Source organism: Marisediminitalea oceani, assembly GCF_003731635.1.
In the GTDB taxonomy this organism is placed as follows: domain Bacteria; phylum Pseudomonadota; class Gammaproteobacteria; order Enterobacterales; family Alteromonadaceae; genus Alteromonas; species Alteromonas oceani.
Window position 1 is genome coordinate 1 of the sequence record NZ_RCUA01000026.1, and the last position, 22,601, is coordinate 22,601.

Genomic DNA, 22,601 nt, shown 5'->3' on the forward strand with positions numbered 1-22,601 from the left:
AACGAATTAAATCGATCAGATATCAGAGTAATTTAACAAAAGTACGATCTTGCCCTGCGGTAGGTCTGCCGCTGATTAGCGACAAGCTGTTCTTATTCGGTGCTTACGAGAAGAAAGAAGGTGTACGTCTGCATGAGTATGCTGGTCTGTCTCGCGCAAGTGCAGAAGAAATTGCTGAAATTACCGAAATCTCTCAAACGATTTACGGTTACGATCCAGGTGGTTTCAAAGGGTCTTCTCCTGTTGAAGACGAGAAATTACTAATCAAATTAGATTGGAACATTAACGAAGATCACCGTGCAGCCTTCACGTATAACTGGAACGATGGTTTCAATATTTCTGAGTCTGATACCGGCACATCTCGCCTGTCTTTCGACGGTCACTTCTATGAGCGTGGCGCAGAAATCGAAACTATTACAGCTTCTGTTTACTCAGACTGGACGTCAGATTTCTCTACCGAACTTCGTATTGGTAAAACGAAACTGGACAACCGTCAGATCTCTGTAGATGCGGGTACCGGCTTCAGTGAAATGCAAATTAACCTGGGTGACACTGTTGTTTACCTTGGTCCGGATGATTCTCGTCAGTCAAACGACCTGAACTGGGATAACACAACTTTTAAACTGGCAGGTACCTATCTGTTAGGCGATCACACCATCACCGGTGGTATCGAATATGAAGACTTAGATGTGTTCAACCTGTTCGTGCAACAGTCACGTGGTGAGTATCGCTTTAACTCAATCGATGATTTCCGCAACGGTCTGGCAGGTCGCATTTTCTATAATAATGCTGCTGGTACCAACGATCCGAACGACATTGCAGCAAGCTTTAGCTTTGCCACTACCACATTCTATTTACAGGACGACTGGTATGTGAATGACGACCTGACTTTACTGTTTGGTTTACGTTATGACAGATGGTCTTCTGATGATCGCCCTCGTTACAATGAAGCGTTTGAAACCGAATATGCTGACTACAACAATGGTCAAGGTCTGACTAACACCGGTAACTTAGATGGTATCGACCTGTGGCAGCCACGTGTTGGCTTCAACTATGTACTGACTGACGACATGGAATTACACGGTGGTTTCGGTCTGTACTCTGGCGGTAACCCGAACGTTTGGGTATCTAACGCTTACTCTAATGACGGTGTAATTCAGGTAGCGACGACTGTAGCTCCTTGGCAGCAAGATGTTGACTTTGGTGGTCTGCCAGTAGATCTGTTCAATACGCCGTTAGTGAACAACGCTGCACCAGGTTACGGTATTCCACAAGCTCTGTATGATTTTGTAGAAGATGCTCCAACAAATGGCTCAGCTAACAACGTTGTTGCTGTTGATCCTAACTTTGAAGTACCTACTGAGTGGAAATATGCTTTAGGTTTAACTTACCTGGCACCTGGCGACTACCTGGTACAAGCTGACATTCTTTACACTGATAAGAAAGATGCAGCGACCTACATCGAGCCTTCACGTGAAATCACTGGATATGGCCCGGATGGTCGTCCACGTTATGACGGCTCTAACAGTACTTTCCTGTTAACCAACGTTGATGGTGATTCAGGCGATGCGACTACATTGTCACTGGCAGTGTCTAAAGAATACGACTTCGGTTTAGACGTAAGCGTAGCTTATGCGTATAACGATTCTACTGACGTTAACCCAATGACCAGCTCAGTTGCTTACTCTAACTTTGTTAACTTTGCGACCAGCGATCCAAACAATCCTGGTGCGGCAACTTCTAACTATAACATTCCGCATCGTTTCACCCTGCGCGTAGGTTATAAGCATGAGTTTATCGATGGCTATACAACGCGTTTCAACGTGTTTGCATCAGCTAACGAAGGCCGTGGCATGAGCTATACCTTTGGTGATGTGCCGCGTTTGGATGACAACGGTGAAATCGAATACGTAGATGTGCTGGACCAATTCTACGGTGATGATAACACCGGTGGTGGTCGCCAACTGCTTTATGTACCTGCTGTAGACGATCCAAACGTTGTTTACGGTCCTGATTTTGATCTGGATGCGTTCAATGCATTCATCTCATCTGAAGGCCTGGGCCGCGGAAAGATTGCGTCACGTAACGGTACTAACGGCGACTGGTGGACTAAAGTTGACGTTCGCATCAGCCAGGAACTGCCTGCGTTTGCAGAAGGTCACCGTGCATCAGCATTCTTCGTTATCGAAAACCTGGGTAACCTGTTAAACGATGACTGGGGTGTACTGAAACAAGGTAACTTCGTATCTGAATCTGTTGTTGGTGCTAGCATCAACGACGACGGTCAGTATGTTTATGAAGAGTTCTTCGGCGCTGACCAGCGCGATAACTATTCAATTGGCGCGTCACTGTGGGAAGTTCGTGTAGGCGTAAGCTACCGCTTCTAAGCAGCTACTGCTAATCATAAAAAACCCCGCTAATGCGGGGTTTTTTGTTTTAAGCGCCGTAATAAACAGGAGCGATAGCAGCAGGGTGACGCCTTATACTCTTTATACGTTATCGAATAGATCTTCCACGCGCTGGCGCAGATTTTCGATTTTGGTTACATCGGCCGGTGCAATAAAAATAGTGTCATCGCCGGCAATGGTGCCAAGTACGCCATCCTTTTTACTCAGCGAGTCCAGTAAACGGGCAATCAGCTGCGCAGCCCCGGGGCTGGTGCGAATGATCACCATCACATTATTATGCTCAATATCCAGCACCAGTTGCTTGAGCGGGCTTTTAGCCGTAGGCATACCCAGTTCCGGCGGCAGGCAGTAAACCATATCACCGCGGGCATTACGGGTGCGAACCGCGCCAAACTTACTCAGCATACGTGATATTTTACTCTGACTTATATTGTTGAAGCCCTGATTTTTCAGCCCTTCAACAATTTCTCCCTGGGAGCCGTAACTTTCAGCTTTAAGAATGTCTTTGAATGCCCGGATGAGCTCTTCCTGCTTCTGATTTGCCATTTAGTTCCTGACGTTTATTAATAATTTTATGATTTTGACCGCGCCGGTTATGTATTAATCGCTAATCGATTCGGCTAACCTGCCGGCTTGGTGTATACTCTATTCCGCGAAAGGTTCAGGGCCGGGATAGCTCCCATACCCTAACGGTTTTAAAAACCAGTTATTGTGCCCTAATTTGCATGAAAAAGCAACATTAATGCATAACTATGCACTTATATTGAATATAACCCGATAAATCGCCCATTCACCTGTCATACGACTAATAGGTGATTGAGTTTAAGGCTGACATCCTTTAAGGTGTTCGGCCGTTATTAAACGTGATTCTTTCCATGAGGAGAAATGGTATGAAAGTAGCCGTGTTAGGTGCTGCCGGTGGTATTGGTCAGGCGCTGTCACTGTTGTTAAAAACACAACTGCCAGCAGGTTCTGAGTTAGCTTTGTATGATGTTGCACCAGTTGTTCCTGGTGTAGCGGTAGATTTAAGCCACATCCCCACTGCAGTTAAAGTTACCGGTCACGGTAAAGACGACCTGGCAGAAGCTTTAACGGGTTGTGACGTAGTATTAATTCCAGCAGGTGTACCTCGTAAGCCTGGTATGGATCGTTCAGACCTGTTCAATATCAACGCGGGTATCGTTAAAGCACTGGTTGAAGGCATTGCTGATAACTGTCCTTCTGCTTGTACCTGTATCATCACTAACCCGGTAAACACCACGGTTGCTATCGCTGCTGAAACACTGAAAGCAAAAGGCGTTTACGACAAGAACAAACTGTTCGGTGTAACGACTCTGGACGTAATCCGTGCAGAAACTTTTGTTGCTGAACTGAAAGATCTTGATCCGGCTAATACGCACGTACCGGTTATCGGCGGTCACTCAGGCACCACTATTCTGCCTCTGCTGTCTCAGGTTGAAGGCGTAGACTTCTCTGACGACGAAGTAGCTTCTCTGACTACCCGTATCCAGAATGCGGGTACTGAAGTCGTTGAAGCTAAAGCTGGCGGCGGTTCTGCTACACTGTCTATGGGTCAGGCGGCAGCACGCTTCTGTCTGTCTCTGGTTGCAGCTATGCAAGGCGACAACGTTGTTGAGTACACCTATGTACAGACTGATGACAGCGACGACGCTGCGTTCTTCTCGCACCCGGTACGTTTAGGTCCAAACGGTGTTGAAGAAATTCTGTCTTACGGCGAACTGAGTGCTTTCGAACAGAAAGCTAAAGAGGATATGCTGGAAGGCCTGCGTGGCGACATCAAACTGGGTGTTGATTTCGTAAACGGCTAAGTAAGCTTAACATCTTATGTAGAAGCCGCTCAATTGAGCGGCTTTTTTGTTGGCGGTATAAAAAAGCCCGGATAACTTATCCGGGCTTTGTTTGTGTTAGGCCTGCGCGAGATTTAGCCGGTATTGCGCATACCAATAGCAATACCGCTGATTGCAACCATCATGGCTTTATCCAGCGTGGCATCGTGCTCGTCTTCATCTAACTGACGCAGACGCGATAACAGCTCGATTTGCAGGAAGTGCAGAGGCTCAAGATACTGAGCGCGAATATTCATCGACTCTTTACCTTGTGGATCGGCTTCCATAATATCGGCCTGACCATTAATATCCAGCTGAAGCTTAATCGCTTCCTGCAGCTCTGTGCGTAAGGCTTCCCCAAAGTGCTTAAGTTCGTCTGGCACCAGACGGTCATCGTATTCTGCACTGATCCGCGGATCGGCCTTTTGGAAGACCATATCAAGCATGGATAAACGCGACTGGAAGAAAGGCCAGTTTTCACGCATTTCCTGTAGCTTTTCGTGGTTACCTTCCTGACGAACGGCTTCAATGGCTTTCATGCTGCCTAACCAGGCTGGCAGTACCAGACGGGTTTGCGCCCAGGCAAAAATCCAAGGAATAGCACGCAGGCTTTCAATACCGCCAGTTGGCTTACGTTTAGCAGGACGGCTACCTAACGGCAATTTACCCAGTTCCTGTTCCGGTGTAGCAACCCTGAAGTAAGGGACAAATTCCGGATCCTGGCGCACTACGCCACGATAGAAATCCCGACCCTTAGCGGCCATGGCTTTCATCAATTCACGCCACTCGTCTTTGGGTGCAGGTGGTGGGAACAACATGGCTTCTATAATCGCACTGGTGTAAATACCCAGGCTGCGCTTGGCCAGTAACGGCATACCAAACTTATAACGGATGGTTTCACCCTGTTCGGTGACCCGGAAACCACCGTCCAGTGAACCCGGCGGTTGCGAGTGGATAGCGGCATGCGCCGGTAAGCCGCCACGACCAATTGTACCGCCGCGACCATGGAACAGGGTTAGCTTAATGTCGAATTCCTCAGCCAGCGCAACCAGCGCTTCCTGAGACTCATACTGCGCCCAGCCTGCGGCAATGGCGCCGGCATCTTTAGCAGAATCAGAATAACCAATCATCACAAACTGCTTACCCTGAATATAACCACGGTACCAGTCGATGCTCAGTAGTTTACGCATCACGGTAGGTGAGTTATTTAAATCGTCCAGGGTTTCAAATAATGGAGCTACCGGCATTGGCCAGTCGACTCCCATTTCCTGCAGCAGTAACTGTACGGCCATGACATCAGACGCTTCACTCGCCATGGAAATAGTATAGATACCAAACCCGTGTTTACTGTGGCTGGCGATAACCTTACAAGTGTCCAATACTTCCTGAACATCTTCCGATGGCTCCCAACAACGAGGCAAAAGTGGGCGTTTAGAGCTTAGCTCGCGCAGCAGGAAAGCTTGTTTGTCGGCTTCGCTCCAGTGTGCGTAGTCGCCTAGTCCCAGATAACGGGTTACTTCGCTCAGTACATCAGCATGACGCTGTGAGTCCTGGCGTACGTCGAGGCGTAACAGATGCACACCAAAACATTTAACCCGGCGGATAGTGTCGAGCAGCATGCCGTTGGCGGTTACTTCCAGGCCTGACTCACACAGTGAGCGGTAGCACATCAGCAGCGGCTCTAACAGTTCATCGTTAGACGCAATCCACTCGCTGGAATCGTACGGACGACCGTTGAAGAAATCGTAAATACCGTCGCGGGTATCTGCACAACGTTTTACCAGCGGACGTAATAAGGCGCGGTACGGCTCATATTGCTCGCCTACGGCATCTTTCAGCTCGTCGTTGCAGTCGTTCATCGACAGCTCAACCTGCAGACGATCAAGATCGATGGTCAGCAGTTTAGCGGCACGACGACGGGCCAGCAGCAGTACTTCTTCGGTGACCTTGGCAGTAACAAACGGGTTACCGTCACGGTCGCCGCCCATCCACGAACTAAAGTGAATGGGGGCTGCATCGATTGGCAGTTTGACGTTGTAATCCTGCTGTAAGCGCTCATCTAAGTCGCGCAGAAAATCAGGAACCGCATCCCACAGTGAGTTCTCAATAACTGAGAAGCCCCAGCGTGCTTCGTCAACCGGGGTAGGGCGTACCGAACGAATCTCTTCGGTGTGCCAGGCCTGGCTGATTAAATCGGCGATACGGGTTTCCAGACGGTTACGCTCGGTATCACTTAATTGCTCGTGATGGATGCTCTTTAAGCAGTAAGCTAACTCTTTATGCTTATGAATAAGGGTACGACGGAATACTTCGGTAGGGTGAGCTGTAAGCACCAGATCAATATCCAGTTTTGCTACCGCTTCTTCCACTTCCAGTGCGCTCAGTTCAGCCTTATCGAGATGTGAAAAAAGTGAGTCGATGGATGCGTCGACATCCAGGCCGGCGTTATATTCCTGCTCGGCGATATTGCCCAGGTTAAGAAACTGAGCGAATGCTCTGGCTACTACCAGTAATTCGCTGTCGGACATGGTTTTGAAAGTTTCTTTCAGATTTTCACTGGAATCTGTATCACCCTTAAACGATGCGCGACCGTCAAGGCGAACTTTCTCTATTTTCTCTAACCAGTCATTTCCCAGCTGAGCTTTGATTGTTTGTCCCAGCGTTTTTCCCAAATAGCGAACAGTATCTTTCAACTGCGCGTCATAATGTGATTGCATGGCGTCCTCCAAAAAAACAGTGCTATCAACATACTGTCTCTTAATTAAATTGTCTAATAGCTTTTTATCTAACAGCCCCTTGAAACGGGCTCTTCAAACCGGTCGGAACAATGTCGCGGGCACGGATTATCTGGGTGTGTTACACTACGCCAGCGAAAAATCGAAGCGTAATAAAAATTTTCAGAATACTACGGGTTTTGATTAATAATTGCGCAAAAAGTGTAATTTTATTTCAGGAGACACTGTGTCAGATTTATTTAAAACAGTAGAAACCCAGGCTAGTTACGGAATTGGTTTCCAAATGGGTCAGCAATTACAATCAAATCCATTTGACGGACTGGATCTGGACTCTGTTGTAGCAGGGTTACAAGATGCATTTACGGGTCAGGCTCCACAGGTTGACAACGACGCTCTGCGTGCCGCGTTTGGTGAAATCCACGAGCGCATGCAGGCAGCTAAAGCTGAGCAACACAAAGCAGCGATTGAAGAAGGCGAACAGTTCCTGGCTGAAAACGCTAAGCGTGACGAAGTTCAGGTAACTGAGTCGGGTTTGCAGTACGAGGTAGTAAGTGCCGGCGACGGTGAAGTACCCACTGCAGAAAGCACCATTCGAGCTCATTACCACGGTACGCTGATCGACGGTTCTGTATTTGACAGTTCTTACGATCGTGGCCAGCCGGCAGAATTCCCGGTAGGTGGCGTAATCAAAGGCTGGACAGAAGCACTGCAAATGATGCCGGTTGGTTCTAAGTGGCGTTTATACGTGCCGCACAGCCTGGCATACGGTGAGCAGGGCGCAGGTGGCGCGATTGCACCATACAGCACGCTGGTATTTGATATCGAGCTGCTCGACGTAATTGCCTAAGCAATTACCTGTTGCTTATAAAAGCCCGCGGTTGCGGGCTTTTTGCTATTTTAGCCAAGGGCATTGAGGAGTAGTTTGCAATCGGCGAAAATAGCATTAGGCTTACTCCAGCTGTTCAGAGTTGTTATCAATCGCCGGTCATTTACAATACGCGCTAAAATAAGAAAGGATAGAGTCACTATGGTTATCAAGCCCAAAATTCGAGGCTTCATTTGTACTAATGCACACCCACAGGGTTGTGCTGCAGTTGTTGCAGAACAGGTTCAATATATAAAAGGTCTTGGCGAGCTCGGTGACGGGCCTAAAAAGGTACTGGTTATTGGTTGCTCTACCGGTTATGGCCTGGCGTCGCGGATCACTTCAGCGTTTGGTTATGGTGCCGACACTCTGGGTGTATGCTTTGAGAAGCCGCCTACAGAGCGTAAAACAGGGACTGCAGGCTGGTACAACACCGCGGCGTTTCATGAACAGGCAAAAGCAGCCGACCTGTATGCCGAGACCATTAACGGTGATGCTTTCTCTAATGAATTAAAAGCGCAGGTTATCGACAAAATCAAAGCTGACCTGGGTCAGGTGGACTTAGTTATTTACAGTCTTGCTTCACCACGCCGCACCGATCCGGCCACGGGTGAAACATACAAGTCTACCTTGAAGCCGGTTGGGCAGGCGTATACCACTAAGACTTACGATACCGACAAAGACAAAATACACGAAGTCTCACTTGAGCCGGCTACTGAACAAGAAATTGCCGATACCGTTAAGGTAATGGGCGGTGAAGACTGGGAGTTGTGGCTTAATGCGCTGGCTGAGGCCGGTGTTCTGGCTGAAGGGTGTAAAACCACCGCTTATACTTATATTGGTAAAGAGCTGACCTGGCCAATTTATGGTTCGGCAACAATTGGCAAAGCCAAAGAAGATCTCGACCGTGCCGCCACGGCAATTAATTCTGACCACGCTGATTTACAGGTTGATGCACATGTGTCGTCGCTCAAAGCGTTGGTGACTCAGGCCAGTTCAGCGATCCCGGTTATGCCGTTGTATATTTCTTTAATCTATCAGGTAATGAAAGAAGAAGGCACCCACGAAGGTTGTATCGAACAAATTGCAGGCCTTTATACACAGTGCCTGTACGGCGATAGCGCAACCCTGGATGAGCAAAATCGCTACCGCATGGACGGTAAGGAAACCAATGATGCAACCCAGGCTAAAATCAAAGCGCTGTGGGATCAGGTAACCCAGGAGAACTTCCACGATCTGAGCGATTATGCCGGTTACCATCATGAGTTTTTAAAACTGTTCGGCTTCGACGTGTCAGGCGTCGATTATGAGGCCGATGTGGATCCTTTGGTTAATTGGTAATACCAACTAATAATTGATATAAGCCGTCTTTATGACGGCTTTATTATGGCGATTGGTTAATACTTTAGTGCATAGCCGTAGGTCGGCATTATTCAGTACGCCGGGCATTGCAAGCCAGACAGAGTGGCCTCTGTGATTAGATATAAGACTAATGTGGTAGGTTAGTTGTACAGATAATTGGGATAAAAATTAGCGTTTATCTCTAATCAACGTAGCGTAAGTTGCTATGTTGATGCTAAAATTCCGAAATTAAGTGGAGGACCTTGTTCAGGATCCTGCACCTGGTCGTGACAATGGGCGATACAGCAAGCGCCCGACACAATAAAAACCACGACACTTTCTAACAACAATAACAATTCAGCTGGATTGCATTTTTGCGAAGTGGAAACGAAGCTTTGTAGCTTTGTTACGGTTTTAAATAACCAAATTTTACTGTTTGTACGAAGTACGTTTTTGAATTGTGGCTCTGTTGGCAGATTTGCCGGAGCGCTGCAAATTCAAAAGGGTATTTCTATTAGAGTAGTGCGATTACGTATGATAAAAATCAAAAAAGGTCTCGACCTCCCTATATCGGGAGCTCCGACACAACAGATCCAGGATGGTCTGTCTGTGTCTCGGGCTGCCATACTGGGAGAAGAATATGTGGGTATGCGTCCTACCATGCACGTGCAGGTTGGAGACAAGGTAAAGAAAGGTCAGCTGATTTTTGAAGATAAAAAGAATCCTGGCGTTAAATTTACTGCTCCGGTTGCGGGTGAAGTGGTAGAAGTAAACCGTGGTGCTAAACGTGTTTTACAATCAGTTGTTGTAAAGCAGGAAGGTAACGAAGCTGAAACCTTCGAAGCCATTGCTGCTGACCAGATTACGTCAACTGAGCGTGAAAAACTTGAGCAGATACTGGTAGACACCGGACTGTGGACGACACTTCGTACACGCCCGTTCAGTAAGTCTCCGGCACTGGGGTCAACCCCAAGCTCAATTTTTGTTAACGCGATGGACACTAACCCGTTAGCAGCTGACCCAGCGGTGATTATCGCTGAGCGTCAGGAAGATTTCGCTAACGGCTTAAAAGCGCTTAGCATCTTATCCGGCGGCAAGGTTTATCTTTGTAAGAAAGCCGGCGCAAACGTATCTGCTGGCGACAGCAAAGCAGAAACCGCTGAGTTTGATGGTCCGCATCCTGCTGGTCTGGCTGGTACTCACGTACATTACCTGGATCCGGTAGGCGCCAAGAAAACCGTATGGACAGTAAACTACCAGGACGTTATTGCCATTGGTAAAACACTGACCAGCGGTGAACTGGACAACAGCCGTGTTGTGGCAATTGGCGGTCCGGCAGCAAAAAATCCTCGCCTGGTACGTACTGTTGTTGGTGCCGACCTGACAGAACTGACTGCCAGCGAGAAGAAAGACGGTGACGTTCGCGTAGTGTCTGGTTCCGTACTTAACGGTACTACCGCACAGGGCGTTCACGGCTTCTTAGGTCGTTTCCATTTACAGGTATCTCTGTTACTTGAAGGTAAAGAGAAAGTCCTGTTTGGCTGGTTAACTCCCGGTTCGGATAAACACTCAGTAACCCGTGCTTACACCGGTCACTTCAGTGGTAGCAAGCAATTCGATATGACTACTACCACTAACGGCTCAGAGCGTTCGATGGTGCCAATTGGTAACTACGAGCGTGTGATGCCTCTGGATATCCTGCCAACGTTATTATTACGGGATTTAATTTCCGGTGATACTGACAGTGCTCAAACACTGGGCTGTCTGGAACTGGACGAGGAAGATTTGGCGCTGTGTACCTATGTGTGCCCCGGCAAATACACTTATGGTTCCATTCTGCGCGATTGTTTGACCACCATTGAGAAAGAGGGTTAATTCATGGGCTTAAAAGCGTATTTAGAAAAAATCGAACCTAACTTCGAGCCCGGTGGAAAGTACGAAAAATGGTATGCACTGTATGAAGCAGCCGCGACTATTTTCTACACGCCTGGTCACGTAAACAAAGCTGGTACGCATGTGCGTGACAGTATCGACCTGAAACGCATCATGATCATGGTGTGGATGGCTACCTTCCCAGCCATGTTTTTTGGTATGTACAACATTGGTTTCCAGGCGCAGGAAGCCATTGCTGCTGGCGCTGGTACGCTGCCAGACACCTGGCAGGCAGGCTTATTTACTGCGCTGGGCGGGGACCTGACTAATTCAGGCACACTTGGTCTGATGTTCTACGGTGCTTGTTTCTGGCTGCCTATTTACGCAACGACGTTCGTTGTTGGTGGTTTCTGGGAAGTACTGTTTGCCTCTGTGCGTAAGCACGAAGTCAACGAAGGCTTCTTCGTAACGTCAGTACTGTTTGCACTAACACTGCCAGCAACTATTCCACTATGGCAGGTTGCTCTGGGTATTACCTTCGGTGTGGTTATCGCGAAAGAAATCTTTGGTGGTACTGGCCGTAACTTCCTTAACCCTGCACTGTCTGGTCGTGCGTTCCTGTACTTCGCATATCCGGCGCAAATCTCTGGTGACCGCGTATGGGTTGCTGCAGACGGTTACTCAGGTGCGACTTCACTGAGTGAAGGTGCATCAGGTTCATTAAACTATGCCGACACCAACGCGTGGATGGACGCGTTCATGGGCTTCATTCCTGGCTCAGCCGGTGAAGTTTCTGCGCTGGCGATTATGCTGGGCGGTCTGTTCATTATTTACATGCGCATTGCTAGCTGGCGAATCGTGGCCGGTGTTGCACTGGGTGTAGCGTTCTTTGCAACCCTGCTTAACCTGATTGGCAGTGATACCAACCCGATGTTCGCCATGCCGGCGCACTGGCACTTTGTAGTGGGTGGTTTGGCCTTTGGTATGTTCTTTATGGCTACAGACCCTGTGTCTGCGTCATTTACCAACCAGGGCAAATGGGCGTACGGTTTCTTTATCGGCTTTATGACCGTGTTGATCCGCGTACTTAACCCTGCATTCCCAGAGGGTGTCATGCTGGCAATTCTGTTTGCCAACCTGTGGGCGCCACTATTCGACTACTTTGTCGCTCAAAGCAATATCAAGCGGAGGATAGCTCGTGTCGGCTAAAAAAGAATCTTTAGGAAAAACGGTCGGCGTTGTACTGGCAGTTTGTTTAGTTTGTTCAATTATTGTATCAGGTGCGGCGGTTGGCCTGCGTGATATTCAGCAAACCAATGCTAAGAAAGACAAGATGTCTAACATCCTGCAAGCGGCGGGTCTGCTGGAACAAGCAAACGGTGACATCCTGGCAACTTATAACGAGTTTGTTGAACAGCGCTTTGTTGACCTGAGCACAGGTGAATTTGTTGAAGCGCCGTCTGACGACTACGATATGTATAAAGCGGCTAAAGAGCCGGATAGCAGCATCAAAGTTGAAAACAGCAATGTGGGTTTTCAACGTCGCGCAGAAGTGGCATCAGTTTACCTGGTACGCGATGACGCCGGTGATGTTAGCCGGGTAATTCTGCCGGTTCACGGCAGCGGCCTGTGGGACCTGATGTATGGTTTCCTGGCTGTTGACTCAGACGGTAAAACCGTTCGTGAGCTAATTTACTATCAGCAAAAAGAAACGCCAGGACTGGGTGGTGAAGTACAAAACCCACAATGGCAGGCAAAGTGGGATGGCAAGAAGCTGTATAAAGACGGCGACGTTGCACTGGAAGTGAAAAAAGCGGCCGGTGAAGACAACCCGTATGCAGTTGATGCGCTGTCTGGCGCAACGCTAACCAGTAATGGTGTAAACAACACCATTCAGTACTGGGTTGGCGAAAACGGCTTTGGCCCGTTCCTTAAAAAACAAGCCTGGCGTTCGTAAGGGGTTATTATCATGGCTGATACTAAAGAAATGAAGAAGGTCCTCTTTGGACCGATCTTAGACAGTAACCCAATTGCACTACAAATCCTGGGGATTTGTTCTGCACTTGCGATTACTACCAAACTTGAAACGGCGTTAGTAATGTCGTTGGCTCTGACCAGCGTAGTAGCATTCTCTAACCTGTTTATCTCGTTAATTCGAAATCAGATCCCAAGCAGCGTGCGGATCATCATTCAGATGACCATCATCGCGTCGCTGGTAATCGTTGTGGATCAAATCCTCAAGGCTTACTCCTATGAGATATCAAAACAGCTGTCGGTATTCGTTGGTCTGATTATAACCAACTGTATCGTAATGGGGCGCGCAGAAGCCTATGCAATGAAGAGCCCGCCGCTGATGTCTTTCTTAGACGGCATCGGTAACGGTCTGGGTTACTCATTTGTATTGATTGTTGTGGGTATCATTAAAGAGTTGTTTGGTTTCGGTACTATCCTTGGCTTCGAAATCCTGCCACTGATTCAAAATGGTGGCTGGTATCAGGCTAACGGTCTGCTGATTCTGCCGTTCAGCTCGTTCTTCTTAATCGGTGGTCTGGTATGGGTTATCCGTACTATTCGCCCGGAACAAGTTGAGCCTAAGGAGTAAGTTTCGTGGAACATTATTTATCATTATTTGTTCGCTCAATTTTTGTTGAGAACATGGCGTTATCGCTGTTCCTGGGTATGTGTACTTTTCTGGCCGTATCTAAGAAAGTAAAAACAGCTATGGGTCTGGGTGTTGCAGTAATCGTGGTACTGGGTATTTCGGTACCGGTTAACCAGGTTATCTATGTAAACATTCTGGCTCCGGGTGCACTGGCCTGGGCAGGTTTCCCTGATGCCGACCTGAGCTTCCTGAACTTCCTGACCTTTATCGGTGTTATTGCAGCACTGGTTCAGATCCTGGAAATGAGTCTGGATAAGTTCTTCCCGGCACTGTATAACGCCCTGGGTATCTTCCTGCCGCTTATCACGGTTAACTGTGCAATCTTCGGTGGTGTAGCTTTCGCAGTACAGCGTGAGTACAACTTTACCGAGAGTATTGTTTACGGTGTAGGTAGTGGTATGGGTTGGGCTCTGGCTATTGTGTTACTGGCTGCTGTGCGTGAGAAGCTGAAATATGCTGACATGCCAGACGGTATCCGTGGTCTGGGTTCTGTTTTCATGATTGCTGGTCTGATGGCGCTGGGTTTCCAGTCCTTCACTGGTGTACAGTTGTAATCGACGCTAGGGAGCAGAAACTATGAATCAAATTGAAATCATTCTTGGCGTAGGGATGTTTATCGTCATCGTACTGGCGCTGGTATTCATCATCATGTTTGCCAAGTCGAAGCTGGTACCATCAGGCGACGTCACTATCCGAATCAATGATGATCCTGAAAAAGACATCAAAACCGCACCAGGTGGTAAACTGCTGGGTGCCCTGGCCGATGCAGGTATCTTTGTATCCTCTGCATGTGGTGGTGGTGGTTCATGCGGCCAGTGCCGTGTGGATGTAAAAGAAGGTGGTGGTGAAATTCTGCCTACCGAACTTGACCACATCACTAAGCGTGAAGCCCGTGAAGGCTGCCGTCTGTCTTGCCAGGTATCTGTTAAGCAGGACATGAAAATCGAGCTGGAAGAAGAAATCTTTGGTATTAAGAAGTGGGATTGTGAAGTTATCTCTAACGATAACAAAGCAACCTTCATCAAAGAGCTTAAGCTTAAAATTCCTAACGGCGAAAGCGTACCTTTCCGTGCCGGTGGTTATATTCAGATCGAAGCTCCACCGCATCACGTTAAGTACAAAGACTTTGATGTACCAGAAGAGTATCGTGGTGATTGGGAGCGCTTTGGCTTCTTCGATATCGAATCAAAAGTAGATGAAGAAACCATTCGTGCATACTCAATGGCGAACTATCCGGAAGAAGAAGGCATTATCATGCTGAACGTGCGTATTGCTTCGCCGCCGCCAAATAACCTGAGCCTGCCGGCTGGTAAGATGTCATCGTACATCTGGAGCCTGAAGCCTGGTGATAAAGCCACTATCTCGGGTCCGTTTGGTGAGTTCTTCGCGAAAGATACCGATGCTGAAATGGTATTCGTTGGTGGTGGTGCTGGTATGGCACCTATGCGCTCACATATCTTCGACCAGCTGCGTCGTATTAAGACTGACCGTAAGATCAGCTTCTGGTACGGTGCCCGTTCACTGCGCGAGATGTTCTATGTAGAAGATTTCGATATGCTGCAGGAAGAGAACGACAACTTTGAATGGCACGTTGCACTGTCTGATCCTCAGCCTGAAGACAACTGGGACGGTTACACAGGTTTCATCCACAATGTATTGCTGGAAAACTACCTGAAAGACCACCCTGCACCAGAAGATTGTGAGTTCTACATGTGTGGACCACCTATGATGAACGCCGCGGTTATCAACATGTTGAAAGACCTGGGCGTAGAAGACGAAAACATCCTGCTGGATGACTTCGGTGGCTAAGCCATTAGCGTAAAATAATAAAAGGGGCTGTTAGCCCCTTTTTTATTATGCCTGTATAATTAAGCCGATATTGCAGTAGTGTCCAAAGGGGACGAACGTGACACAAATGAAATTTTTGCTGGTTATGGTGGTCTTATTAATGACTGCCTGCTCCAGGCAGCCAGTGGTAAAAGTTGAGCATGTTTTAGGTCAGACAATGGGAACGACCTATAATGTGAAGTTTCCGGAAGTGGCGGGTGTGGACGAAGCCGCTATTAAAAGCGCTATTGATAAGCGACTGGTGCAGGTTAACAAGTTAATGTCGACCTACGATCCAACCTCGGAGCTATCGCGTTTTAACCAGTACCGTTTTGCTGAGCCGTTTGCGGTATCAAATGAAACCTTATTGGTGGTAAACGAAGCGCTAAGGCTAGGAGAGCTGAGCAACGGCGTACTCGACGTTACCGTAGGACCGCTGGTAAATCTTTGGGGATTCGGCCCAACCATGCGCCCTGAAACCATCCCCAGCGAAGCGGATGTTGCAGCAGTCAGAGAGTATGTTGGCCTGGATAAACTGCAGGTACAAGGCAATGCACTGGTGAAAAGCCATCCGCAGGTGTACGTCGATTTATCGACCATAGCCAAAGGTTATGGCGTGGATGTAGTCGCCGATCTGCTGGAAGAAAACGGCATTCATAACTACCTGGTTGAGATTGGTGGTGAAATGCGCGTTAAAGGCGAAAAGGGCGACGGCTCACCCTGGCTGATAGCTATTGAAAAGCCGGTGTCGAATCAGCGAGCCGTGCAAAAAGTGGTCTCGATAGGTGAAAACGCCATTGCCACATCCGGCGATTATCGCAATTACTATGAGCAGGATGGCACGCGCTATTCACATCTTATTGATCCGCGTACCGGTAAGCCTATTCAGCACAATACAGTTGCGGTAACGGTAGTTCATAAGTCGTCAATGACGGCAGACGGCCTGGCCACTGCATTCAATGTTATGGGATGGGAAGATGCCATCGAAGTGGCCGAAGCCAATGACATTGCGGTATTTATTATCCGTCGGAAAGACAAGGATTTTGAAGAATATACCAGTCCGGCTTTTGAAGAGCTGGTAACGGTTTATTAATGCGCTAAGCGCTGAGGTTGGTTAAACAATGAGTACTTTTATATTAGCTTTTGCTTTCTTTTTAGTGATGGTAAGCGCCATGGCAATTGGCTACATCATGCAAAAGAAAAGTATCTCGGGTAGCTGTGGCGGTTTAGGTGCCCTGGGCATCGATAAAGCCTGTGATTGCCCGGAACCCTGCGACCGTAAAAAGGCTCGCATGGAGAAAGAACAGGCCCGCCAGGAAAAGCTAAAAGAGTGGGATAAAGACCGCATTATCTAAAAGTAAGATATTAAAAAGCCCCGCCAGTGAATGCTGAGCGGGGCTTTTTTGTGTTTGGTTAGCTAATCGCTACCCTGATTAAAAACCGGGTAATATGGCTGGCAGACCTGGCAGCAACCCTACCAAGGCCATCACGGTAGTCAGCACGCCAAACATGATGCCGGGCACAATCCAACGGCTCATGCTGGAGAGTTCTGCACTACGCTCTTTACAGCCGATGAGGCCAAGGTTATCCAGCAGCATAGTGAGTGACCAGCCAAAAGCCGGGTTAACCAGCGCTGATGAGAACACCACAATCGCCGCTGATTGAGTGGTTTTACCCTCGCGGGTCATTTCCATACCAGCTTCTAGCAGTGGAATGAATACCCCCACAATCAAAGCCACGCACAGCACAGGCTCCCAGATAGCCAAATCCATGGGGTAACCCCAGATGCCGGCGATTACGCAGAATAGAGCGGTTAACAACGCGCCTGCGGGAATAGGGCGTTTGGCAATGGCGGCTGGCACAATGTAAGTGCCCCAGGAAGAGGTAAAGTTTGCACCGCCCATCACGGAGCCCACCATTTGCCGCGCCGATGCGCTGACCATAGTGTCGTCGATATTCATTTGTACCTTTTCGGTTTTTGGCGGATAGCTGATTTTCTGGAACACCTGATGGCCGAGAAAATCCGGTGACCACATAGCTACTGCCAGTACGGCAAAGGGTAATACCACTACAAAGCTTTCAAAGGTGGGTAAGCCGAGCATCCAGCCGGTATTCTCACCCCACCAGTAGGAAGGGCTCATATTCGGAAAACCAGGTGCAGTGTTAAACTCAAAAGGTGCGCCCAGTAAAAACGCCATACCGCCACCCAGCAGGCAACTCAGAGGCACTGCTAACCAGCGTTTTTTCCAGTGTTCCAGCAAAGCATAGAGCACAATGGTACAGGCAATAACAATAAAGGCGATATGTGCCATATCGATACCTTCTGCCCAGGCGAACAGCTTCTTTACCTGGGAGGTAGTGCCAATAAAGCCGAGGTACAGTAACAGGCCTCCACACACCCCTTTACTGGTGAGTCGGGCAAGTAGACTGCCGCCTTTACTGACCGCAAGCAAGAAGCCAAACACGCCAATCAGCAGGCCAAACGCCATAGGGTGGCCGCCTGCTGCTACCACAATAGGAATAAGCGGAATTAACGGCCCGTGGGTACCGGCCAGGTTAGCCGTTGGCAGGATAAACCCGGAAAACAATACAATGAAGAAAGCGACCAGAATTAGCTCGTAGCGCACATTCTCCAGCACGAAGCCGTCTCCCAGTCCTAAAGGGCCGGCAAAGGTCGCCGCAATCGCGCCCACCATAACAACCTTACCGATAGTGCCGGCCATTGCCGGAATGGTGTCTTCCCACTCGAACCGGTAGTCACGGAAAGGCAGGTTTGGTCGCCAGCGCCGTGGTGACATGATCTGCAGTTCGTGCTCCAGGTACTCATCCCTGCTATTAAAGGCGGAGCTGGGTTTATGCTTTTTGCTGTAATCTGAAGACTGCGGCGATGAGGCTGTCCCGGACAAATCAGCCTTGCCGTCCACGGTTGTACTGTTACTCATTTGTACTGACTCCAAATAAGGTAATGAGAATCGGATGAATCACCATCCTAGAGAAAATAAAAAGGCTTATTTGTTAATTGATTGTTTATTTGTTATCTCTGTATTTACAATTGTGTTGTCAGTTTTTACACGAATAATCAGAATGTTAACGTGAGCTTGTCCGCAGGTATTGGTCTGTAGCTAGTTTAAAGTACTAAACAAATTCGTCAGGCAGTGAATTGGCGGTAACAAACTGTTAACACAGCCATATGCGCTATTAGTCGTAGATGCCAAACGCAGACAGGCCAAAAGGGGCAAGTGAAACTGGATGGCTGGTTAAATATACAGTATTATCTCACTACCATGAAGACCCAAAGTAAACGGTTGCCCAAACAGGCTGAAATAAAGAAGCAGGCATGCGCAAGATAATACATGTGGATATGGATTGCTTTTACGCAGCAGTAGAAATGCGGGACAACCCGTCGCTGCGTAATATTCCTATTGCCATTGGTGGCAGCAGCGAACGCCGTGGGGTGATAGCTACCTGCAATTACCCTGCACGTAAATTTGGTGTGCGCTCAGCCATGGCATCGGCCTATGCCCTAAAACTGTGCCCTAATTTAAAACTGGTTAAAGGGCGCATGGCCGTTTATCAGGAAGAGTCACAAAAGATTCGAGCCATATTTGCTGATTACACCGACCTGATTGAACCTTTGTCTTTGGATGAAGCTTATCTGGATGTTACCGGCTCGTCGTTGTTTCAGGGGAGCGCTACCCGCATTGCCGAAGAAATCCGCCAGCGTATATCCAGCGAACTCAACCTCACGGCATCAGCCGGTGTAGCGCCCTGTAAGTTTGTTGCTAAGGTTGCCAGCGACGAAAACAAACCCAATGGCCTGTGTGTGGTAACGCCAGACCAGCTGGATGAATTTGTTAAAGCCATGTCGCTTAAAAAGATCCCCGGAGTGGGCCAGGTAACCGTGCAAAAGCTCAATCAGCTGGGATTGCATACCTGCGCAGATGTAAGAGCCTATCCAATAACAGAGTTGCAAAAGCGCTTTGGTAAGTTTGGCCAGGTTATCTGGGACAGAGCCCATGGCATAGATGAGCGACCGGTGCAGACCAACCGGATACGCAAGTCGGTAGGCGTTGAGCGCACGTTAAGCGAAGATATTGAGACGGTAGAGGCGTGTGATGAAATTATCGATAAGTTGTATACTACGCTGCAGGAAAGACTCACCGCCCATCAGCAAAAACATAATGGTGGCCGGCCTCCTAATATTCGGACACTGGGCGTAAAACTCAAGTTTAGCGATTTTCAGCTGACTTCAGCAGAGCACCGCTATCCCAGTGTTCACCGCAGTGCTTTTAAACCTTTGTTGCAGGAAGCGTATCAGCGCAGCAATGGTCGGGGCATAAGGCTGGTGGGTTTACAGGTAGGCCTGGCAGAGAAAGACGAAAACAAGCAGTTGGATTTGCCGTTTGAGGAGTCTTAAATCTGCCGGCAGTTAACTGCGCCGATGAGTTAGCAGAGCAAAGGATCCTGAACTAGACTTACAAACTGACTGTGCGCATCACCTAAAGGAAGTATTTAATGATAAGCCCGGGAATTTACCAACATTACAAAGGCAACAATTACGAAGTGATTGGTGTGGCAACACACTCAGAAGATGAAACCCACCTGGTGGTTTATCGCCCTCTTTATGGAGAAAGAGGCTTGTGGGTAAGACCGCTTTCCATGTTCACTGAGGAAGTAAAAGTAAACGGCCGCAGCGTAGAGCGCTTTCGTTTCCTGGGCGAAAAGGCTGTCGAAGCCACTTCATAAGTGGCAATCCGGCCCCTTGAGTGAACCTATTTGTCTGTAACAGCTTATAAATGGCAGAATGGAATTTCAGCCAACCACTATACGCTAACGACAGGTAACCAAATAAAATGAAAACTCTTATTTCCAGCACGCTTGGGGCGGCGCTACTATTTTTTGTATCACAGAGTGCGGCTCAGGATCGTTTCGCCGATGTTTCGATTAGTGTCACGCCACTGAATGGTAGTGCATACATGTTACAAGGCGCTGGCGGTAATATCGGGGTGTCTGCCGGTGACGATGGCGTACTAATCATCGACGATCAGTTTGCTCCCCTGGCACCCAAAATCAGTGCTGCATTAGGAGATATTGCAACTGACACACCAAGCTATGTGATCAACACCCATTATCATGGCGACCATACCGGCAGTAATGCTTTTTTTCATGACAACAAAGGGGCCACCATCTTTGCCCACGAAAACGTGCGTATCCGCCTGGCCAATGATGACTCCATCGGCAAAGCTGCCTTGCCGGTAGTGACTTTTGAAGACGGTATTAAAATCCACTTCAACGATGAGACCCTCACCGTGTTTCACTTAGCTAACGGCCATACCGATGGCGACAGTGTGGTGTGGTTTGAGGAGGCCAACGTGTTACACACCGGCGACCTGTTCTTTAACGAACGCTTCCCCTATATCGATTTAGGCGCTGGCGGTACCGTAGAGGGTTATATCAAGGCGGTTGAAACCCTGCTGGGGAAAATCGATGGCAAAACTAAAATCATTCCCGGTCATGGCCCACTAGCCAACAAAGCGGATTACGAAAACTTTCTGGCGATGATTAAAGCCACCAAAACCTGGGTGGAAGAACAAAAAGCAGCCGGGTTATCGGTGGACCAAGCGGTAGAGAAAGGTTTACCAGAACAATACGCTAAGTGGGACTGGAGCTTTATTACCGAAGAGAAGTGGATTAAAACACTATACTGAGCAACGAATTACTAACTATCGAGACTGTAACTAATTTTGTGTAACTGCCTATCTCAACATACTCTATTAAGAGTTAAGGATAGGCAGATGAACATGAATAAGAAAGAGCTTGAAGCTTTCGCAAGGGAAGCAGCCAAAGGGATTAAAACACCTGAGGACTTGAACGAGTTTAGCCAGATGCTGAAGAAAATTACTGTTGAAGCGGCATTGAACGCGGAGATGGATGAGCATCTTGGCTACGAGAAACACCAACAGTCCACGTCTACCAATACCCGTAACGGCAAGAGCAGTAAACGGGTCAAAACCGAAGACGGCGAGTTTAAACTCGATACGCCTCGCGACCGTGAAGGCTCCTTTGAACCCAAACTTGTCAAAAAGCACCAAACCCGTTTCACCTCCATGGACGATAAAATCCTCTGGCTGTATTCACAGGGCATGAGCACCCGTGACATCGTCAATGCCTTTGAGGAATGGTATGGCGCAGAGATATCGCCCACGCTCGTTTCTCGTGTCACCAATGCCGTTATTGAGCAGGTGATTGAATGGCAATCTCGCCCTTTAGATGCCGTCTACCCGATTGTTTACCTGGACTGCATCGTAGTGAAGATTCGTCAGGATAAACGGGTCATCAATAAATCTATCTTCCTGGCTCTGGGTATCAACACCGAAGGTCACAAAGAACTGATGGGGATGTGGATTGCTGAGAATGAAGGCGCTAAGTTCTGGTTGAGTGTGCTGACTGAGCTTCAGCAGCGTGGCGTCGAAGATATTCTTATCGCCTGTGTGGATGGCCTGAAAGGCTTCCCTGATGCTATCAACACCGTTTTCCCTCAGACACACATCCAGCTATGTATCGTGCACATGGTGCGCAACTCACTCAAATACGTATCATGGAAAGACTACAAGGCCGTCACGACGGATTTAAAGCGGGTTTACCGCTCAGCGACTGAAGACGAAGCCTTGCTCGAACTGGAACGCTTCAGTGAAATCTGGGATGGCCAGTACCCACAAATCTCTAAATCATGGCGTAACCACTGGCAGAACCTTAATACGTTGTTCAGTTACCCTGAAGATATCCGTAAAGCGATTTACACCACCAACGCCATTGAGTCGCTCAACAGTGTCATCAGAAAGGCTATCAAAAAGCGGAAAATCTTCCCCAGTGACGATGCAGCAAGAAAGATGGTTTACTTAGCGATTCAAGATGCCAGCAAAAAATGGACAATGCCCATTCAAAACTGGCGTCAGGCTATGAGTCGTTTTATTATCGAGTTCGAGGAACGCCTCGAAAGACACATTAACTAAATGGCAGTTACACAGAATCTGTTACAGGCTC

Annotated in this window: 19 protein-coding genes; 16 read left to right on the forward strand and 3 right to left on the reverse strand. The window is 48.2% G+C overall.

What is annotated here, in order from left to right:
* Window positions 1–2,387 (forward strand): TonB-dependent receptor domain-containing protein (locus D9T21_RS09060; RefSeq protein ID WP_164464626.1); only part of this gene is annotated, 2,387 nt, incomplete at its 5' end.
* A 102-nt stretch (window positions 2,388–2,489) separates the two neighbouring features.
* On the opposite strand, the gene argR is transcribed toward D9T21_RS09060, so the two are convergent.
* Window positions 2,490–2,954: a transcriptional regulator ArgR gene (gene argR, locus D9T21_RS09065; RefSeq protein ID WP_123324673.1), complete on the reverse strand. Its 465-nt coding sequence runs from the start codon at window positions 2,952–2,954 to the stop codon at window positions 2,490–2,492.
* Window positions 2,955–3,298: 344 nt separating this feature from the next.
* On the opposite strand from argR, the gene mdh reads away from it, so the two are divergent.
* Entirely contained in the window at window positions 3,299–4,237 is a 939-nt protein-coding gene (gene mdh / locus D9T21_RS09070) for a malate dehydrogenase (protein ID WP_123324674.1), read from the forward strand.
* Window positions 4,238–4,350: 113 nt separating this feature from the next.
* On the opposite strand, the gene ppc is transcribed toward mdh, so the two are convergent.
* Window positions 4,351–6,972, reverse strand: coding sequence for a phosphoenolpyruvate carboxylase (ppc, locus tag D9T21_RS09075; protein ID WP_123324675.1), 2,622 nt, complete (start codon window positions 6,970–6,972; stop codon window positions 4,351–4,353).
* Between the two features lie 244 nt (window positions 6,973–7,216).
* On the opposite strand from ppc, the gene D9T21_RS09080 reads away from it, so the two are divergent.
* From D9T21_RS09080 to nqrM, 10 genes are all read left to right on the forward strand, one after another.
* Entirely contained in the window at window positions 7,217–7,837 is a 621-nt protein-coding gene (locus D9T21_RS09080; RefSeq protein ID WP_123324676.1) for a BamJ family beta-barrel-assembly machinery protein, read from the forward strand.
* 180 nt (window positions 7,838–8,017) lie between these two features.
* The gene (gene fabV / locus D9T21_RS09085; RefSeq protein ID WP_123324677.1) at window positions 8,018–9,196 is read left to right on the forward strand and encodes an enoyl-ACP reductase FabV; all 1,179 of its coding nucleotides are present in this window, start codon (window positions 8,018–8,020) and stop codon (window positions 9,194–9,196) included.
* A 534-nt stretch (window positions 9,197–9,730) separates the two neighbouring features.
* Entirely contained in the window at window positions 9,731–11,071 is a 1,341-nt protein-coding gene (locus tag D9T21_RS09090) for a Na(+)-translocating NADH-quinone reductase subunit A (protein ID WP_123324678.1), read from the forward strand.
* A 3-nt stretch (window positions 11,072–11,074) separates the two neighbouring features.
* Window positions 11,075–12,277 (forward strand): NADH:ubiquinone reductase (Na(+)-transporting) subunit B, encoded by a 1,203-nt coding sequence (locus tag D9T21_RS09095; RefSeq protein WP_123324679.1) that lies wholly within the window; start codon window positions 11,075–11,077, stop codon window positions 12,275–12,277.
* Window positions 12,267–13,025, forward strand: a complete 759-nt coding sequence (locus D9T21_RS09100; RefSeq protein ID WP_105933817.1) for a Na(+)-translocating NADH-quinone reductase subunit C — start codon at window positions 12,267–12,269, stop codon at window positions 13,023–13,025. The genes D9T21_RS09095 and D9T21_RS09100 overlap by 11 nt, the downstream gene beginning before the upstream one ends.
* A 12-nt stretch (window positions 13,026–13,037) precedes the next feature.
* Window positions 13,038–13,670, forward strand: coding sequence for an NADH:ubiquinone reductase (Na(+)-transporting) subunit D (locus tag D9T21_RS09105; protein ID WP_105933818.1), 633 nt, complete (start codon window positions 13,038–13,040; stop codon window positions 13,668–13,670).
* Between the two features lie 5 nt (window positions 13,671–13,675).
* Window positions 13,676–14,284, forward strand: coding sequence for an NADH:ubiquinone reductase (Na(+)-transporting) subunit E (nqrE, locus tag D9T21_RS09110; RefSeq protein WP_123324680.1), 609 nt, complete (start codon window positions 13,676–13,678; stop codon window positions 14,282–14,284).
* Window positions 14,285–14,306: 22 nt separating this feature from the next.
* Window positions 14,307–15,539: an NADH:ubiquinone reductase (Na(+)-transporting) subunit F gene (gene nqrF / locus D9T21_RS09115; protein WP_123324681.1), complete on the forward strand. Its 1,233-nt coding sequence runs from the start codon at window positions 14,307–14,309 to the stop codon at window positions 15,537–15,539.
* 106 nt (window positions 15,540–15,645) lie between these two features.
* On the forward strand, window positions 15,646–16,650 hold the full coding sequence (locus D9T21_RS09120) for an FAD:protein FMN transferase (protein WP_123324682.1): 1,005 nt from the start codon (window positions 15,646–15,648) through the stop codon (window positions 16,648–16,650).
* Between the two features lie 28 nt (window positions 16,651–16,678).
* A complete protein-coding gene (nqrM, locus tag D9T21_RS09125; protein ID WP_105933822.1) occupies window positions 16,679–16,912 on the forward strand; it encodes a (Na+)-NQR maturation NqrM in 234 nt (77 codons plus the stop codon).
* 78 nt (window positions 16,913–16,990) lie between these two features.
* Here nqrM and D9T21_RS09130 read toward each other — a convergent pair whose 3' ends face one another.
* The gene (locus tag D9T21_RS09130) at window positions 16,991–18,499 is read right to left on the reverse strand and encodes a DUF3360 family protein (protein ID WP_123324683.1); all 1,509 of its coding nucleotides are present in this window, start codon (window positions 18,497–18,499) and stop codon (window positions 16,991–16,993) included.
* Window positions 18,500–18,894: 395 nt separating this feature from the next.
* On the opposite strand from D9T21_RS09130, the gene dinB reads away from it, so the two are divergent.
* The 4 genes from dinB to D9T21_RS09150 all read left to right on the forward strand — a co-directional run bounded on the left by dinB (window position 18,895) and on the right by D9T21_RS09150 (window position 22,570).
* A complete protein-coding gene (gene dinB, locus D9T21_RS09135) occupies window positions 18,895–19,974 on the forward strand; it encodes a DNA polymerase IV (protein ID WP_123324684.1) in 1,080 nt (359 codons plus the stop codon).
* A 98-nt stretch (window positions 19,975–20,072) separates the two neighbouring features.
* Window positions 20,073–20,303: a DUF1653 domain-containing protein gene (locus D9T21_RS09140; RefSeq protein WP_105933825.1), complete on the forward strand. Its 231-nt coding sequence runs from the start codon at window positions 20,073–20,075 to the stop codon at window positions 20,301–20,303.
* 107 nt (window positions 20,304–20,410) lie between these two features.
* The gene (locus D9T21_RS09145; protein ID WP_123324685.1) at window positions 20,411–21,265 is read left to right on the forward strand and encodes an MBL fold metallo-hydrolase; all 855 of its coding nucleotides are present in this window, start codon (window positions 20,411–20,413) and stop codon (window positions 21,263–21,265) included.
* Between the two features lie 93 nt (window positions 21,266–21,358).
* A complete protein-coding gene (locus D9T21_RS09150; protein ID WP_123323316.1) occupies window positions 21,359–22,570 on the forward strand; it encodes an IS256 family transposase in 1,212 nt (403 codons plus the stop codon).
* Window positions 22,571–22,601 lie beyond the last annotated feature (31 nt).